Raw genomic sequence first — 16,975 nt, 5'->3', positions numbered from 1 at the left:
GAAAAAGCGGCCGGTCCCGAAGGAGTCCGGCCGCGGAGAAACCCTTGTCGTGACGGCTACTTGGCGTTCTTGAAGATGTTCATCACATCCTTCAGCAGCTTCACGGACTCCTCATGCGGACGCTGGAAGGCATTGCGACCCATGATGGAGCCGAAGCCACCACCCGCGGCGATCTGACGGATCTCCTCGAGCAGGTCCGGGGTGGTCTTGTTCTCTCCACCGGAGAAGATGACGATGCGCTTTCCGTTGAAGGCGGATTTCACCACGTCGCGAATCCGCTCCTCCATGGTCTTTGTGGGGATGCTGTACTTCTCGTAGACCTTCTTGGCCTCGGTCTGCTCCAGGAAGTCCTTGGGCGGCTTGACCTTGATGATGTGGGCGCCGAGCTGGGCGCTGATCTGCGCGGCGTAGGAGATCACGTCGATGGCCTGCTCTCCCTCCTTGGAGATGCTGCCGCGCGGGTAGGCCCACAGCACCGTGGGCATGCCGTAGTCCTTGGCCTCGCGGATCAGATCGCGCAGGGCCTCGTACTGCTCGTTGCGGTAACCGGAGCCCGGGTAGATGGTGTAGCCGATGGCCACACAGCCCAGACGCACCGCGTCCTTCACCGAGCCGGTGACGGCGGACATGGGGTGCTCGGGCTTGCCGAGCGTGTCCGAGTTGTTGAGCTTGAGGATCAGCGGGATCTCACCCGCGTACTTGCCGGCCACCGCCTCCAGGAAGCCCAGGGGCGCGGCGTAGGCGTTGCAGCCCGACTCGATGGCGAGCTGGATGTGGTACTCCGGATCGTACCCCGCCGGGTTGGGGGCGAAGGAACGCGCCGGGCCGTGCTCGAAGCCCTGGTCCACCGGGAGGATGACCAGCTTGCCGGTGCCGGCGAGCGTGCCGGTGTTGAGCAGGCGGGCCAGGTTGGTCAGCGTGCCGGGGTTGTCGGACGGGTACCACGAGAGGATCTGCTTGACGCGGTCGGTATACGCCATGTGGCTCCTCGAAGTTCGGGGCGGAAGGCCCGTGACTTGACGGGCGCGGATTCTGCCCACCCGGAGGCCTTGTACCAAGCAGATCATTCGACTCTTCGTCACGGCGCGAACGCTCGGGGTGCACGATCCCGATGACGGACGGGTCACGAAAGTGGATGCTGCGCCGCTGCGAACGCCCCGGGAGGCAGCGGGGCTCTGGAGAGGCGAGTGGTGAACCGTAGAGATTCGCGACGTGTCCTGGGAGTGGGCCTGGTGCTCGCCGCGGCGCTGGCCGGAGCGCAGGATGCCTCGGCTCCGGCGCCCGCCCCCTCGCAGGAGGTAGCCGCGCAGGAGCCGCCCCCCGCGTCCGGGGAGGTGAAGCGCGAGCCGCTCACACTGGAGCAGCTCGTGCAACGCGCGCGCAAGCAGGACGCGCGGGTGGAGGAGGCGCGAGCGGAGCTGCGCCGGTTGGAGGCGCTCCTGCGCCAGGCGCGGTGGGCCTGGTTCCCGAAGTTCGAGACGACGATAGGCGCGGGGGGCCCCATCCCCGAGGCGCGCAACGACGGCCTGGGTGGTCCCCCGACGACGGAGGCCTCGTTGGAGGGGGATTTGAGGTTCGGCCGGATGGGGGTGACGGCCTTCCTCGAGTCGAACGCGGTGCTGCCGCTCTACACCTTCGGGAAGCTGCGGGCGCTGGAGAAGGCGGCGGAGCAGGGGCCCGTCATCGGTCGGGCGCTGAAGGCGCGCGCGGAGGACGAGGCGGGATTCCAGGCGGCACAGGCCTTCTTCGGCTACCAGCTGGCGCGCTCCGGGCTGGCTCAGCTCGAGGAGACGTCGAAGCGGCTGGAGGACGCGGCGCAGCGGCTGCAGGAGATGTTGAAGGCGAAGTCCGAGCAGGTCTCGAAGATGGACCTGTACAAGGTCGGATACTTCCGCAATCAGCTCGACGCGCGTCGGCTTCAGGCCGAGCAGGGCCGTCAGCTCGCGCTGGCCGCGATCCGTCTGCTGGCGGGCATTCCTCCCGGAGAGCCGGTGGAGGTGGTCGAGGTGGATCTGGAGCCGGAAGGGGAGGTGACGCCCCCGACGCTGGAGGAGTCCCTCGCGGCGGCCGAGCAGAAGCGGCCGGAGCTCGCCGGCATCACCGCGGGCATCGTCGCGCGAGAGAAGGAGGTCTTCATCCGCGAGCGCAGCTTCTACCCGGACTTCGGGCTCGCGGGCTTCCTGACGCTCCGCTACACCTCGAGCGCCACACCGCAGCGGGATCCCTTCGCCTACGATCCCTACAACGAGCGCGAGGTGGGGGTGGGGCTGGTGGCCCGGTACACCTTCGACTTCCCGACGAAGCAGGCGCTGTTGGATCAAGCGCGAGCGGAGCTCGACAAGCTGAAGGCGCAGCAGCGGCTGCTCCAGGCGGCCATCCGCCTGGAGGTGACGAAGACACACGGGGAGCTGGTGGCTGCGTGGCAGCGGGCCCAGGAGTTCGCCGAGGCGGAACGGGACGCGCGGCGCTGGGCCACGGCGGCCATGACCGCGTTCGATCTGGGCACCACCGGCACGCGCGATCTGATCGAGGCCTTCTCGGCCTATGCCCAGTCGTCGGCCGACCGGGCGCAGAGCTGGCATGACTTCCAGGTTGCCCAGGCGGAGCTGGCCCGGGTCACCGGCACCGCGCCCAGGGAGCCGTGAATAAGTCCGCGCCGCGGACTGTCATCCCACCCATCTTCACTTTCAGCACTTTGGAGTCACACAGATATGTTCGCTTCCCTGCTCGCCGCCGTGCTGCTCACCGCCGCGCCCGGCCCCCTCGAGGTCGTGAAGTCCGGCAACGCCGACGTCCAGAAGGTCGCCTCCGCGAAGGGCGCCACGGCGGATCAGCTCTCCAAGGTGGTGGAGAAGTTCGTGGATTTTGGTGAGCTGTCCAAGCGCGCGCTCGGCGATACGTGGAACAAGCTGACGGCCGCGCAGCGCAAGGAGTTCTCCAGCACGATGGAGGGCCTGCTGCGCGCCTCCTACGCTCAGAAGGCTCTCGGCCAGGGCAAGGCGCAGGTGCGCTACGGCAAGGAGTCCGTCGAGGGCAACGAGGCCTCCGTGGACACCACCATGAACGTGAACCGGGACAAGTTCCCCGTGGAGTACAAGCTCTACCGCCCCAACGAGAAGGGTGAGTGGCGCATCTACGACATCGTCACCGACGAGGTGTCGCTCCTGGAGACGTACCAGGGCCAGTTCCGCAAGCTCCTGGCCGACAAGGGCTTCGACGGTCTGCTGGCCACCCTGAAGGCCAAGCGGGCGCAGCTCGAGAAGTCGGTGCAGTGACGCGATCGCGGTGACGGAACGCGAAGACCCCACGTCCGACCCTCTCCTCAGGAGGGGCGGGGTGGGGTCTTCTCGTTGGAGCCGACGGGGACTCCGGGCGACTACAGCGGCTTCTCGTAGACGCGGTACTGCTTGGAGCGCTTGCCGCCCATGGACTCGATGGCGCGGTTGACGAGGTGGTTGTCCTCGAGCGTCCAGGAGATCTCCCCGCCCTCGTAGCCCAGCTCGCGCGCCTTGTTCAGGGTGTCCAGGTAGAGGATGGCGTCCAGGCCGCGGCGCCGGTAGCCCTCGACGGTGCCGAGCAGGACGAGGCGCAGCCGGCGGATGCGGCGCGAGGCCAGCAGCAGCTTCGCCAGGCCGATGGGCAGGCCGAACGTGGTGAGCCGGCCGTTGGCGGCCTTGATGGCCTCGTTGGCGTCCGGGATGGTGAGCCCGAAGCCCACCGGCTCTCCCTTCACCTCGGCGATCAGCGCGAGCTCCGGCCGCACCATCTGCTTCAGATCGCGCGCCAGGTGATCGAACTCGCCCTCCGTCATCGGGACGAAGCCCCAGTTCTTCTCCCAGGCCATGTTGTACATGGCCTTCACCCGGGCCACCTCGGCGTCGAAGTCCTTCATGTTCACCGGGCGCACGGTGACGCCCTCGCGCTGGCGGATCTTCTCCGCGATGCGCGCCACCTTCTCCGGCGGTGGGGTGGAGGAGGACAGCTCCCACGCGTACAGATCCTTGGCCTTGGTGAAACCGTTGGCCTCGACGAGCGCCGGGTACCAGGAGGGGTTGTACGTCGTCATGATGGCCGGCGGGGTGTTGAACCCGTCGATGAGCATGCCCACCTCGCCATTGGTGGAGTAGCTCATCGGGCCGATGACGGAAACGAAGCCCTTGGCGCGCAGCCAGGAGGCCGCGGCCTCGAAGAGCGCCCGGGCCACGCCGGCGTCATTCACGCACTCGAAGAGGCCGAAGAAGCCCACGTTGCTGCCGTGGAACTCGTTGTAGCGGGGGTTGTTCACCGCCGCGATCCGCCCCACCACCTCCTTGCCCCGGCGGGCGAGGAAGAACTCCACCTCGCCGAACTCGAAGAAGGGGTGCTTGCGCGGATCCATGAAGTCCCGGCGCTCCATCTCCAGGTGCGGCACGAAGTTCGGGTCGCCCTGGTAGATGGAGTAGACGAAGCGGATGAAGGCCGTGCGATCCGCCGAGGTGCGGACGGGAGTCACCTCCACGTCGGCGGGGAGGGGCGGCAGCCTGGACTCGGGGTTCTGCTTCTCGGCGGCGACGGCCATGGTCTCAGCTCCTGTCCTCGTGCCCGTTGCGGATGAGGAGGTTGGCGCCCTTCTCCAGCAGCATCCCGGGCAGGTTCGCGCGCTTCTCCCACAGCTTCATCGGCATCTGGCCCAGCTTGCGGATGTCCTCGGGCTGGAGGTTGGCGGCGCGCCAGGTGAGCGACTCCACCGCGTCGAACAGCTTGCCGGCCACCTCGCGCGACGACATGCGCGAGAGCTGATCCAGCGAGAAGCCGTTGCCTCCGTTGAGGCCCGCGCTGGCGGCGGCCCACTTCTCCGACGCCTTGTTGGCGAGCACGAAGGTGCCCGGGCGGGCGATCTGCACCGGGGTGTACGAGGACGGCCGCGTCTGGGGGATGATGTCCAGCTTCTTGCCAATCTGCTCGAAGATGTCGAGCACCCGGTCCAACTGCTCGTCCGTGTGCGTGGCCATGTAGCTGGTGCGGATGAGCGCGTGGCCCGCCTCCACCGCCGGCGGCACCACGGGGTTGGCGAACACGCCCGCCTCGTGCAGCGCCTTCCAGAAGCGGAAGCACTTCACCTGATCGCCGATGTGCACCGGCACCACCGGCGTCACCGACACGCCCGTGTCGAAGCCCATGGCGCGGAATCCGTTGTGCATCTTCTCCGCGATGTCCAGCAGGCGCGCGCGCCGCTGCGGCTCGGCCTCGATGATCTCCAGCGCCTTGGTCGCCGCGGCGATCGACGCCGGCGTCATGGACGCGGAGAAGATGACCGAGCGCGACTTGTGCCGCATGTAGTTGACGACGTCCTGGGGACCGGCCAGCACGCCGCCCAGCGACGCGAAGCTCTTGGAGAACGTGCCCATGACGAGGTCCGTCTCCGCCTCGAGCCCGAAGTACTCGGAGGTGCCGCGGCCCTTCTCTCCCAGCACGCCCATGGAGTGGGCGTCATCCGTCATCACCCGCGCGTTGTACTTCTTGGCCAGCTCCACGATGCGGGGCAGGTTGCAGAGGTCGCCCTCCATGGAGAACACGCCGTCGGTGATGATGATCTTCCCGGCCTTGGGCTCCTTCTCCGCCGCCTGCTGCAGCAGCTGCTCGAGGTGGTCCAGGTCGTTGTGACGGAACTTGCGCTCGGTGGCGAACGACAGTCGGATGCCGTCCACCAGCGAGGCGTGGTTCTGCCGGTCCGCGAAGACGATGTCGTGGCGGCCCAGGATGGAGGACAGCGCCAGGTTCGTCTGGAAGCCGGTGGAGATGACCACCGCGGCCTCGCGGTTGAGGAACTTCGCCAGGCGCTGCTCCAACTCCTCGTGCAGCGCCAGGGTGCCGTTGAGCAGTCGCGAGCCGGAGCACGTGGTGCCAAAACGCTCCACCGCCTTGATCGCCGCCTCCTTCACCCGCGGGTCCGCGCTCAGGCCCAGGTAGTTGTTCGAGCCCACCATGATGATGCGGCGGCCCTCGATCTGGACCTCGGTGGCACCGAAGGACTCCTCGATGGACCGGTAGTACGGGTAGAGGCCCGTCGCCTTGGCAATGCGGTAGTCCTTCCAGCTGCGGCACTTCTCGAACACGTCACTCATGGCGGTCTTCTCTTGTGCGGGAGATCCGGCTCCGCGAATCCGGGGCGCGCTTCCCTGCGGTGTTCATTGCGACCTGGGGCACCGCAGCGCGCGTCCTCCTCGGGGGGCTAGGCGTGGCCGTCAATATTGAGTCACCCTCCGAGTGTCAAGGCATCGACTGTCCGGAGGCCCGCGCACCCTCCGGAGGGGCCCTCCAGGGGGGTTGACACGTCCAGATATTCCCACATGAGAGCAGGCGAGTGCGCAACCGGTTGCACACTCGGGACTTGCATGCCCTGGTCGGAAAACGACCGGGGGAGGATGGCTTCCCGCTCGGAAGGTGTTTGCCCCGGGATTCGCTGAGGCCGTGACAGGTGGCTGGAAGTTTGCTTTCTGCGGGCCTCCACTCGACTGGGGTCAAGCTTGGCTGAGTCTCTTCGTCGTCGTTGGTCCGAGGCCTTCATCCGTGGAACGCTGACGCGTCCCTGGAGGGTCCTCCTCGCATTCACGGTCCTGGCTCTCGGCGGCGCGTTGCTGTCCGGGCGGCTGGAGTTCCGTGGCTCCTTCGTGGAGCTGCTGCCCAGCGAGGCCCGCGAGGTGAAGGACCTCAACCGGGTGGCCCAGAAGGCCGGAGGCGACGGCTACCTGGTGGTGCGCGCTCAGGGGGCGAAGCCCGAGCAGCTGCGCGCCTTCTCCGACGCGCTGGCCAGCAAGCTCGAGGCGCTGCCCGAGGTGCGCTACGTGGAGCACCACTTCAACGTGGAGTTCTTCAAGGAGCGCGGCCTGCTGCTGCTGCCCACGGAGAAGCTGCGCGAGCTGCGCCAGGACGTGGACGCGCGGCTGCGCTACGAGAAGCAGCAGGCGCTCGCGGTGGACCTGCTCGACGCGCAGGACGCGCCGCCGGACTTCGAGGCCATCATCAAGAAGTACACCCCGGACGCCCCCATGCGCGAGTACCTCGGGAGCGCGGACGGCTCCGAGGTGTACCTGATGGTGAAGCCGGGCGGCACCGCGGGCGATCTCGTGTTCGCGCAGAAGCTGGTGGACGACGTGAAGCGCGTGGCCGCCGAGGTGGCCCAGGGCTGGCCCGGGGTGCGGCTGGACTACGCGGGCGCCTTCCAGGCCCGGCTCGAGGAGGATCGGGTGATGCGCCGCGACCTGACGCGCGCGGGCATCCTCTCCGCGGTGATGGCGGTGGGCATCATCCTGCTGGCCACGCGGCGGCTGTGGGCGCTGGCCGTGGTGGGCGTGCCCGTCGTCTTCGGCGTGTCGCTGACGTTCGCCTTCGCGGAGCTGGCCATCGGCCACCTCAACATCGTCACGGGCTTCCTGGTGGCCATCCTCATCGGCCTGGGCCTGGAGTACGGCATCCACCTGGCCATGCGCTACTGGGAGGAGCGGCGCGAGCACCCGGCCGCCGAGGCGCTGGCCGAGGCCGTGCGCGGCACCTTCGCCGGAGCCATCACCTCGGCGCTGACGAACGCGGCCGCCTTCTTCGTGCTCGTGTTCGCCCAGTTCGAGGCCTTCAAGCAGTTCGGTCTGCTGGCCGGCGTGGGCGTCATCCTCTCCGTGCTGATGGCGTACGGCCTGGGCCCCGCGCTGCTGGTGCTCGCCGAGCGTCTGCGGCCAGGTCGCAAGCCGGCCGCGAGCCACGCGCCCGAGGCCCCGGAGAAGGCCTTCCAGCCGACCGGCAAGCGCTGGCCCACGCCGGTCATCGCCGGCATCCTGCTGGCGGTGCTCGGCTTCGCGGGCTACTCGCTCTATGTGCTGCCGCGCGTGGGCTTCGAGACGAACATGCGCAAGCTCAAGGGCGATGCGTCCTCCGTGCAGCTCGATGACCACATCGTCGAGCAGCTCGGCTCGCCCCTCAACCCCGCCATCCTCCTGGTGGACGATCTGCGGCAGGCGCAGGTGGTCCAGCAGGTCATCACCGACGTGAAGACGAAGCACGGCGAGGAGTCCACCTTCAAGCAGTACGCGTCGCTCAATGATCTGCTGCCGCAGGACGTGCCGGCGCACCAGGAGCAGCTCGCCGCGCTGCGCGAGACGCTGCGGAAGCTGCCCGAGAGCGCGCGCAACGATCCGCGCGTGGAGACCGTGAAGAAGATGCTGGATGCCCAGCCGTACGGGCCGGAGCAGGTGCCCGAGGAGGTGCGGCGCCGCTTCGAGGCGCTCGACGGCAAGGGCATGTTCCTCCTGTTGTTCCCCTCGGTGTCCAACCACGACACCCGTGAGCTATCGGCGTGGGCCTCGCAGATCGACGAGGTGGTCGACGGAGCCAGGGCCCGGGGCGTGGACCTCGCGGTGCTGGACAGCAACCGGATCGCCGCCCGCATCTTCTCCATGGTGCGCGGGGATGGTCCGTTCATCCTCTGGGCCGCCGCGACCGTGGTCTTCCTGACCATCCTCGCCAGCCTGCGCAGCTTCAAGCGTGCCTGCCTGGTGGCCGGGCCACTGTTCCTGGGCATGCTGTGCCTGGCTGGCGGCATGTACCTCTTCGACGTCCAGCTCAACTTCATCAACGCCGTGGTGCTGCCCAGCCTGCTCGCCATCGCCGTGGACAACTCGGTGCACCTCTACCACCGGTACGAGGAGGAGGGCCCCGGCTCGCTGGGTCACGTGGTCCGTCACACGGGCCTGGCGGCGGTGGTGGCCACGCTGTCCAACGCCGCGGGCTACGGCGCACTGTTGATCTCACATCACGCCGGACTGCGCTCAATCGGTCAGATTGCAATTCTGGGAGTGGTGTGCACCTTCCTGGGCACCACGGTCTTCTTCCCGGCCATGCTCGCGTTGATGGAGCGGTGGTCCGGGCGGAGGAAGGAGGGGGGCATGATTCGGAGCCTGGAGATCGGCGCGCCTGTTGCCACTGAGGCCGCTTCGGAACCGGGGGAGCGTAAGTCGGCGTGAACCCTTGGACCTCGTACAACCAAGCTCGAGCGAGGGCTCGGGACGTCCACCTGCGGGGAGTCGACATCGTCATTGTCGTCGCCTGCTCACTGGCCGCCCTGGCGCTCGTGGGCCCCGCGCGGTGGGCTCCTGGCTCCACGAGGTCCGCCGTTCATTTCGCCATCTTCGCGCTCGGGCCCCTGGTGCTGCGCACCCTGGAGTCCTACTTCCCCCGGCACCGGCTGCTGGCCTTCGTGGCCTCCTTCTGGCTGCTGCCCGTGTTGAGCCTCAGCCATGGGCTGCTCAATCCGATGGTGACCGCCGTCACCCCGGGGTTGCGCGACGCCCAGCTCGCCACCATGGACCAGCGGCTGTTCGGCTTCCAGGCCTCGGTGCTGCTCGGGCACGTGGTGCCGCCCTGGCTCACCGACATCCTGATGATCTGCTACTACGGCCACTTCGTCTGGCCGTTGGCACTGGGCCTGGTGATGTACTTCACCGGTCGCCGTGACGCCTTCCACGAGTACCTGCTGGCGCTCAGTCTCTTCTTCACCTTCAACTATGTCTGCTACGCGTTGGTGCCGGCCATCGGCCCGCGCTACTTCCTCTTCAGCGAGTTCTCCCAGCCGCTCCAGGGCGTGTGGGTGACGCCCTTCCTGGACTCGGTGATGCGCATGCCGCCGTTCGCCCGGGACTGCTTCCCCTCGGGCCACACCGGGACCACGCTGGTGGTGTTCGTGTACGCCTTCCGCTTCGTCCCGCGCTTCTTCCGGGTGATGTTGGTGCCGGGGCTCGGCCTCATCCTCGCTACCCTGGTAGGCCGCTTCCACTACGCGACGGACCTGATCTGCGCGGTGCCGCTGGTGATGGTGGTGGTGGGCCTGGCCCTGGGCTGGAGCCGGGCGACGGCGCGGCGCGAAGCGGTGGCGCGCCCGATGCGGATGGACGCTATCGTGCGCCCCTGAACAAGGGAGCGTACGCATGAGCAGGCCAATCCTCGCGGGCCGCGTGGCCCACCTCGGCACCACCGTCTTCTCCGAGTTCAGCGCGTTGGCCCTGAAGCACGGGGCCATGAACCTGGGGCAGGGCTTCCCGGACTTCGACGGGCCCGAGGCCATCAAGGAAGCCGCCCGCAGGGCCATCACCGATGGGGTGAACCAGTACGCCCCCAGCACCGGCCTGCGAGACTTGCGCGTGGCCATCGCCGAGCACGGCGCGCGCTTCCACGGACACACCGGCATCGATCCGGACACCATGGTGACCGTCACCAGCGGTGCCACCGAGGCCATCCTCTGCGTGATGTTGGGCCTGGTGGATCCGGGCGACGAGGTGGTGGCCTTCGAGCCCTTCTACGATTCGTACGACGCCAACATCGGCTTCATCGGTGCGAAGGCGCGCTATGTGCCGCTGCGTCCGCCGGATGCCGCGCACGCCACCTGGTGGTTCGACCGCGACGAGGTGCGCGCGGCCTTCGGTCCCCGGACGCGGTTGCTCATCCTCAACACGCCCCACAATCCCACCGGCAAGGTGTTCACCCGCGAGGAGCTCGAGTTCCTCGGCGAGCTGTGCGCCGAGTTCGATGTGCGGGTGCTCTCGGACGAGGTGTACGAGCACATCGTCTTCGGTCCGGCGCGGTACGTGCGTCCCGCCACGGTGCCCTCACTGACCGACCGGACGGTAGGCGTGAGCAGCGGCGGCAAGTCCTTCAGCCTCACCGGTTGGAAGATTGGATGGATCATCGCGCCACCGGCCTTGCGTGACGCGGTGCAGCGGGCCCACCAGTTCGTGACATTCGCCACGGCGTCGCCTCTGCAGGCGGCGATGGCGGCGGCGCTGCGGATGCCGGACGCGTATTTCCAGGAGCTGTCCGCCACCTATCTGGCCAGGCGCGAGCGTCTGCTGTCGGGCCTCGCGGAAGCGGGGCTGAAGGCGTACGTGCCCGAGGGCAGCTACTTCATCATGACGGACATCTCCGGGTGGGGCTTCGCGGACGACGTGGCCTTCTGCCGCCACCTGGTGACGGAGGTGGGAGTAGCGGCCATCCCTCCGAGTGTTTTCTATGGTCCCGAGCACAAGTCCCTGGGGCAGGGGATGGCGCGCTTCGCCTTCTGCAAGACGGAGGCGGTGCTGGATGAAGCGGTGCGCCGGTTGAAGGTGGGACTCGCTCGGGGCCGCTGACGTCTGGACATCGGGAGCCGGGCGGCTTGCGACCCCTACACCCCGATGCTACATCCCGCGCAACCATGCCCTCCTCTCGTTCCCCGACCGAGTCCAAGAGGCTCTCCGCTCCCCGTTCCAACCAGTCCGCCAAGAAGGCCGGCCGGTCCTCCACCTCCACCAAGGTGTCGAAGGCCAGCAAGCCCGCCAAGGCGGCGAAGAAGGCCATGAAGGCCGCCACGAAGGCCGTGAAGGCAGTCGCGAAGAAGGCCGCCAAGGCCGCTCCGCGCAAGAAGAACGGGGTGGTGCGCTCCTATGACCCGGCCGCGGTGAAGGCGGTGGGCAAGGCCACCGAGAAGTGGGCGAAGAGCGACCTGGCCGCGGTGACGCAGAAGATGCCGCTGCGCCGCAAGTCGTTCGTCACCGACTCGGGCATCCCCATCCCCGACGTGGTGACGCTGGCGGATCGCAAGACGGAGTCCCCGGATCGCATCGGGCTGCCGGGCCAGTTCCCGTTCACCCGCGGCCCCCAGCCCACCATGTACCGCGGCCGCCTCTGGACGATGCGCCAGTTCGCCGGCTTCGGCACGCCCGAGGACACCAACAAGCGCTTCAAGTACCTCATCAGCCACGGCATGACGGGCCTGTCCACGGCCTTCGACATGCCCGCGCTCATGGGCTACGACTGCGACCACTCCATGAGCCGCGGCGAGGTGGGCAAGGAGGGCGTGAGCGTCTCCTCGCTGCGTGACTTCGAGACCCTGTTCGACGGCATCCAGCTCGACAAGGTCACCACCTCGATGACGATCAACGCGAGCGCGATCGTGGCGCTCTGCATGTACATCGCGGTGGGTGAGAAGCAGGGCGTTCCGATGGCGAAGCTCGCGGGCACCATCCAGAACGACATGCTCAAGGAGTACATCGCGCAGAAGGAGTGGATCGTCGGCCCACGGCCCGCGGTGCGGATCGTGACGGACATGATCGAGTTCTGCACGAAGAACATGCCCAAGTGGTACCCGGTCTCCGTGAGCGGCTACCACATCCGCGAGGCCGGAGCGACGGCGGTGCAGGAGCTGGCCTTCACGCTGGCCGACGGCATCGGCTACGTCGAGGAGTGCGTGAAGCGCGGCCTGGACGTGGACGACGTGGCGCCGCAGCTGTCCTTCTTCTGGGACGTGCACAACGACTTCTTCGAGGAGGTCGCCAAGTTCCGCGCCGCGCGCCGCATCTGGGCCCACGTGATGCGCGATCGCTTCGGCGCGAAGAACCCGCGCTCCATGCAGCTCAAGACGCACGCGCAGACGGCCGGCGTGTCGCTCACCGCGCAGCAGCCCTACAACAACGTGGTGCGCACGGCGCTGCAGGCCTTCGCGGCGGTGCTCGGCGGCACCCAGTCACTGCACACCAACTCGCTCGACGAGACGTACGCGCTGCCCACCGAAGAGTCGGTGACGATCGCGCTGCGCACCCAGCAGCTCATCGCGCACGAGTCCGGCGCGGACCGCGTGGTGGATCCGCTCGCCGGCAGCTACTACATCGAGTACCTCACGGACGAGATGGAGAAGCGGGCGCTCGAGTACATCCGCCGCATCGACGAGATGGGCGGCATCATCCGGGCGGTGGAGGAGCAGTACCCGCAGAAGGAGATCGGCGAGAGCGCCTACCGCTTCCAGCGCGAGGTGGAGCAGGGTGACCGGCTCATCGTCGGCGTGAACGCGTTCAAGTCGGACAAGGACGCGCCCATCGAGCTGCTGCACATCGACGAGAAGGTGGCCGAGTCGCAGATCGCCCGGCTCAACCAGGTGAAGGCGGAGCGCGACCAGGCGGCGGTGGACGCGGCGTTGGCGAAGGTGGAGGCCGCGGCGCGGGGCACGGACAACATGGTGCCGCCGGTGCTCGAGGCCGTGAAGGCCTACGCGACGCTGGGGGAGATCTGCGACGTGTTCCGCAAGGTCTGGGGCGCGTACCGCGAGGGCGGCGCGTTCTGAGCGCCCCCTCCCTCCCTCTCCCTCTGGGAGAGGGTCGGGGTGAGGGGATGTGCCGGGTCTCCGGGTCACAGGGTCGGATAACCCGTGGCCTTTGGCCCTGGAGGCCAACGCCATGAGCTTCTTCGGCGAGCTGTACCTGCGCTCCACGCTGCCGTTCATCTCGGAAGAGATGACGGCGAAGGAGGCGGCATATCTCGCGAAGCACTTCGCGGATCTCCGGGTGCCCGGGCCCGTGGTGGACCTGGGCTGTGGCCACGGCCGGCACGCCGCGCGCCTCAATGCGCAGGGCCCCCTGGCGGGCCGTGTCATCGGCCTGGAACTGGATGCTCTTTCACTCCAGGAGCGGCTCCCAGGCTTTCCAGCGGTGCGAGCGGATCTCCGCTCCCTCCCATTCCGCACGGGCTCGCTGGCGGGGGCGTACGCCTGGTATTCGACACTGTTCGTCTTCTCGGACGAGGAGCACGTGGCCCTGCTGAGCGAGGTGGCGCGGTGCCTGCGGCCGGGAGGGCGTCTGGTGCTGCACACCGTGCCGTACGAGCGGCTCGCGGCCCAACCCGAGGCCTCCTTCTCCACTCGATTACCGGACGGAAGCCTGCTGGAGGAGCGGAGCCGTTTCGACGCGGCGCGTGGTCGGGACGAGGCCTCCAGGCGACTGACATTCCCGGACGGACGCGTCCTTTCAGGGCAATATGCCGTCCGTTACTATCCCCTTGCGGATTTGATCCAACTGTTGGACTTCACGGGATTTTCGATGTGCTGGGTGCATGGCGGGCTGGAGGGGGAGCCGCCGTCGGGCACGTCAACCGATCTCATCGTGGGAGCTGAGCTGCGACATGGCTGAGAGGAAGCTACGAATTCTGGTGGCCAAGCCGGGCCTGGATGGTCACGACCGCGGAGCGAAGATCATCGCTCGGGCCTTGCGCGACGCGGGCATGGAGGTCATCTACACGGGGTTGCACCAGACGCCCGAGATGATCGTCAACGCCGCCATCCAGGAGGACGTCGACGCGATCGGCATGTCCATCATGTCGGGAGCGCACATGACGCTCTTCCCGGCGGTGATCGATCTGCTGAAGAAGAGCAACGCGAATGACATCGCGGTGTTCGGCGGGGGCATCATCCCGGACGACGACATCCCCAAGCTCAAGAACCTGGGGGTGACGGAGATCTTCACACCCGGAAGCTCGACGCAGGACATCGTCCAGTGGATACGAACCAACATCGCGGCCCGCGCGTGACAGGGCTCGGCAGGCTGCCGGAACGGGTCGACATCTACGAGGTCGGCCCTCGCGACGGCCTGCAGAACGAGCTGCGCACGTTGCCCACGCGCGACAAGGCGCGGCTCGTCGAGGCGTTGATCGCCGCGGGGGAGAAGCGCATCGAGGTCACGTCCTTCGTGTCCCCGAAGTGGATTCCCCAGCTCGCGGACGCGGAGGAGCTGCTGCGTCTGGTGGGGCGGCGCGAGGGCGTCACCTTCTCGGCGCTGGTGCCCAACCTCAAGGGCCTGTCGCGCGCCAAGGAGGCGGGCCTGGAGGAGGCCGCGGTCTTCATCTCCGCGTCCGAGGCCCACTCGAAGAAGAACATCAACAAGAGCATCGCCGAGGCGGTGGCCGAGGCGAGGCAGACCACCGAGGCGGCCCTGAAGGCGGGGATGCGGGTGCGTGGCTACCTGTCCACGGTGTGGGGCTGCCCCTACGAGAACGAGGTGCCCGTATCGCGCGTGGTGGAGATCAGCCGCGCGCTGGTGGACGGTGGCATCTACCAGCTCAGCCTGGGTGACACGATCGGCGTGGGCACGCCGAGGCAGACGGACGCCATCCTCTCCGCGCTGCTCGAGCACATCCCGGTGGAGAAGCTGGCGCTGCACCTGCACGACACGCGCGGCACGGCGCTGGCGAACGCGCTGGTGGGCCTGCAGATGGGCGTGACGACGTTCGACGCCAGCATCGGCGGGTTGGGCGGTTGCCCCTACGCTCCGGGAGCGGCCGGAAACCTGGCCACCGAGGACATCGTCTACATGCTCCACGGCATGGGCGTGCAGACGGGCATCAACCTCGACAAGCTGGTCGAGGCGGGCATGGTCGCCCAGGAGCTCATCGGCCGGAAGCTGGCGGGGAAGTTCCTCCAGGCGGCCCTGGGCGAGCGCGAGAAGAAGGCGAGCCGTCGGGCCCAGACCTGATCCGCGTCACCCGGGAGCGGGGGAGCGCGGAGTCCCCGCGCTCCCGCTCCGCTCCCACACCCACTACCGCGTCAACGACGGCATCACCGGAAGGATCGACGCCGAGGTGTGGGTCACCGCCGGCAGGCTCACGCCCGAGGGGACCTCCCGAGGCGTCTCGGGCACGCCGGGCTTCGTCCCGGGCGTGCTCGCCGGCGCGCTGCCGCCCGTGTTCTCGGGCTGCGCGGCCACGGCGGGCTGCTCCGAGGAGGGCGGGGGCGTCGCGGCGGCCGGCGCCTGCAGGGTGACCTCCGCCGTCTGCTCCGGGACGGGGGCGGGAGCGGCGGACGCCGGAGCGGCCTGGGGCGTCTGCTTCGTGGCCACGGCCGGCGCCTGCTCGACGAGCTCGGGCGGCATCCGCCGCGGAGGAACGACGAGGGGCGGAGGCACGGGGCAGCGGGTGCAGGGGCCCCGCAGGGGCACCGCGAGCACCTGGCCGAGGCGCAGGAAGGTGCTGCGCATCCGGTTGGCCTTCTTGATGGACTGCACGCTGGAGCCATAGCGCAGCGCGATGGCGCCGAGCGTGTCGCCCGAGCGCACCCGGTGCATCTGGATGTTCTTGTCGGGCTGCAGCGCGAGCAGCGGGGCGATGCGCCGTCCCAGCTCCTGGGCGCGCGGGTTGTAGAAGCGCACGTGGAAGTGGTCGCGGTGGCCGCGCGCGTGCTTGATGAGGGACTTCGAGCCGGCGTGGAAGAGCGAGTCCAGCCACTCCTTGTTCTCGCCCTTGCGCAGCGCGTACTCGTACAGGACCTTCTGGACGCGCTTGTCCACGAGGATCATCTGCACGTCGGTGTGCACGGCGAGCGCCTTGATGAGGGCCCAGTTCAGCTCGAGGTCGATGTGCTTCTCGCGCGCCCGCACCCGGATGGGCTCGGCGGTGGGGTAGTAGAAGCCCAGGTCCACGTCCCGGCCGTTCTGGTGGCTCTTGTGGGGCCGCAGGTAGCCGCCCTCGCGCGAGCTGAGCTGGTTCACCCGGAGCGGGGGAGCCTTCGGATACGCGGCTCGCACCTCGCGGATGGCCTTGGCGATGTAGTCCAGTGTTTCCCGGGTGCCCCACGCCAGCTCGGGCGAGACGACGATCCAATCATCCCCCTCGGGGAAGCGCTCCGCGTTCACCATCCGGCCGCTCTCGACGAACCCCACGGAGATGGACCCGAGGCTGGCGGGGTCCTTCTTCCACATCTCCGTCAATTGCTCGTCCGACAGCTCCGCGGTGTACAGCGGCCCGGTGGGGGCCTCGCCCGTCGTTGCCTGGGCCTCCTGGGCCTCGCCCTCATCCGCATCCGAGGCGTCCGCCGGCTCATCCTCTTCTCCCTCGTCGTCACCACTGTCCGCGGCGCCGACGGAGGCCTGGAGGGCCGCGTCATTGTGCTCGACCACCTGTGTCACGCGCTCCGGGAGCACCGGAGGCTGTGACGCCCCGTTCTCCTGTGAAGGCGCTGTGTCGGGCTGGCCGGCCGCCGAGCCAGGAGACGCCGAGGCCTCCAGGGACGGAGCCGCCACATTCGACGAGGCGATGGTGGGCACAACGTGCGCGGTGCAGCCGGCGCACAGCCACAGGATGATCCAGGATGTAGAACGCACTCGCGACGCAGCATGGCCCGAAATTGTTCCTGGCCAAAGTAAAGCGTCGAGGCTGG

At 68.3% G+C, this 16,975-nt stretch carries 13 protein-coding genes; 9 read left to right on the top strand and 4 right to left on the bottom strand.

What is annotated here, in order from left to right; translation table 11 throughout:
- Positions 1-56 precede the first annotated feature (56 nt).
- Positions 57-980 carry a class I fructose-bisphosphate aldolase gene (locus JQX13_RS41410; protein ID WP_203404917.1) on the bottom strand — a complete coding sequence of 308 codons (924 nt, stop codon included), beginning with the start codon at positions 978-980 and terminating at the stop codon, positions 57-59.
- A gap of 210 nt (positions 981-1,190) precedes the next feature.
- Here JQX13_RS41410 and JQX13_RS41405 point away from each other — a divergent pair, with 210 nt between their 5' ends.
- Positions 1,191-2,645, top strand: coding sequence for a TolC family protein (locus JQX13_RS41405; protein ID WP_239014163.1), 1,455 nt, complete (start codon positions 1,191-1,193; stop codon positions 2,643-2,645).
- A gap of 66 nt (positions 2,646-2,711) precedes the next feature.
- Complete coding sequence (locus JQX13_RS41400; RefSeq protein WP_203404916.1) at positions 2,712-3,275, top strand: MlaC/ttg2D family ABC transporter substrate-binding protein; 564 nt, start codon at positions 2,712-2,714, stop codon at positions 3,273-3,275.
- 101 nt (positions 3,276-3,376) lie between these two features.
- On the opposite strand, the gene JQX13_RS41395 is transcribed toward JQX13_RS41400, so the two are convergent.
- A complete protein-coding gene (locus JQX13_RS41395) occupies positions 3,377-4,558 on the bottom strand; it encodes an N-acetyltransferase (RefSeq protein WP_203404915.1) in 1,182 nt (393 codons plus the stop codon).
- A gap of 4 nt (positions 4,559-4,562) precedes the next feature.
- A complete protein-coding gene (locus tag JQX13_RS41390) occupies positions 4,563-6,104 on the bottom strand; it encodes an aminotransferase class I/II-fold pyridoxal phosphate-dependent enzyme (RefSeq protein ID WP_203404914.1) in 1,542 nt (513 codons plus the stop codon).
- Between the two features lie 402 nt (positions 6,105-6,506).
- Between JQX13_RS41390 and JQX13_RS41385 the strand changes: the two genes are divergently transcribed.
- From JQX13_RS41385 to JQX13_RS41355, 7 genes are all read left to right on the top strand, one after another.
- Positions 6,507-8,993 (top strand): efflux RND transporter permease subunit, encoded by a 2,487-nt coding sequence (locus tag JQX13_RS41385; protein WP_203404913.1) that lies wholly within the window; start codon positions 6,507-6,509, stop codon positions 8,991-8,993.
- Positions 8,990-9,937: a phosphatase PAP2 family protein gene (locus JQX13_RS41380; protein WP_203404912.1), complete on the top strand. Its 948-nt coding sequence runs from the start codon at positions 8,990-8,992 to the stop codon at positions 9,935-9,937. Before JQX13_RS41385 ends, JQX13_RS41380 begins: the two co-directional genes overlap by 4 nt.
- 16 nt (positions 9,938-9,953) lie before the next feature.
- Positions 9,954-11,150 carry an aminotransferase class I/II-fold pyridoxal phosphate-dependent enzyme gene (locus tag JQX13_RS41375; RefSeq protein ID WP_203404911.1) on the top strand — a complete coding sequence of 399 codons (1,197 nt, stop codon included), beginning with the start codon at positions 9,954-9,956 and terminating at the stop codon, positions 11,148-11,150.
- 65 nt (positions 11,151-11,215) lie between these two features.
- A complete protein-coding gene (locus JQX13_RS41370) occupies positions 11,216-13,117 on the top strand; it encodes an acyl-CoA mutase large subunit family protein (RefSeq protein ID WP_343211041.1) in 1,902 nt (633 codons plus the stop codon).
- Positions 13,118-13,229: 112 nt separating this feature from the next.
- The gene (locus JQX13_RS41365) at positions 13,230-13,958 is read left to right on the top strand and encodes a class I SAM-dependent methyltransferase (protein WP_203404910.1); all 729 of its coding nucleotides are present in this window, start codon (positions 13,230-13,232) and stop codon (positions 13,956-13,958) included.
- Entirely contained in the window at positions 13,951-14,355 is a 405-nt protein-coding gene (locus JQX13_RS41360) for a cobalamin B12-binding domain-containing protein (protein WP_203404909.1), read from the top strand. Before JQX13_RS41365 ends, JQX13_RS41360 begins: the two co-directional genes overlap by 8 nt.
- Complete coding sequence (locus tag JQX13_RS41355) at positions 14,322-15,296, top strand: hydroxymethylglutaryl-CoA lyase (protein WP_203404908.1); 975 nt, start codon at positions 14,322-14,324, stop codon at positions 15,294-15,296. The genes JQX13_RS41360 and JQX13_RS41355 overlap by 34 nt, the downstream gene beginning before the upstream one ends.
- Before the next feature lie 63 nt (positions 15,297-15,359).
- Here the strand turns inward: JQX13_RS41355 and JQX13_RS41350 are convergent, their stop codons facing one another.
- Positions 15,360-16,919 carry a penicillin-insensitive murein endopeptidase gene (locus JQX13_RS41350; RefSeq protein ID WP_203404907.1) on the bottom strand — a complete coding sequence of 520 codons (1,560 nt, stop codon included), beginning with the start codon at positions 16,917-16,919 and terminating at the stop codon, positions 15,360-15,362.
- Positions 16,920-16,975: the final 56 nt, after the last annotated feature.

The sequence above is a fragment of the Archangium violaceum genome, assembly GCF_016859125.1.
Classification (GTDB): domain Bacteria; phylum Myxococcota; class Myxococcia; order Myxococcales; family Myxococcaceae; genus Archangium; species Archangium violaceum_A.
This window is presented reverse-complemented; position numbering and strand designations above follow the sequence as displayed.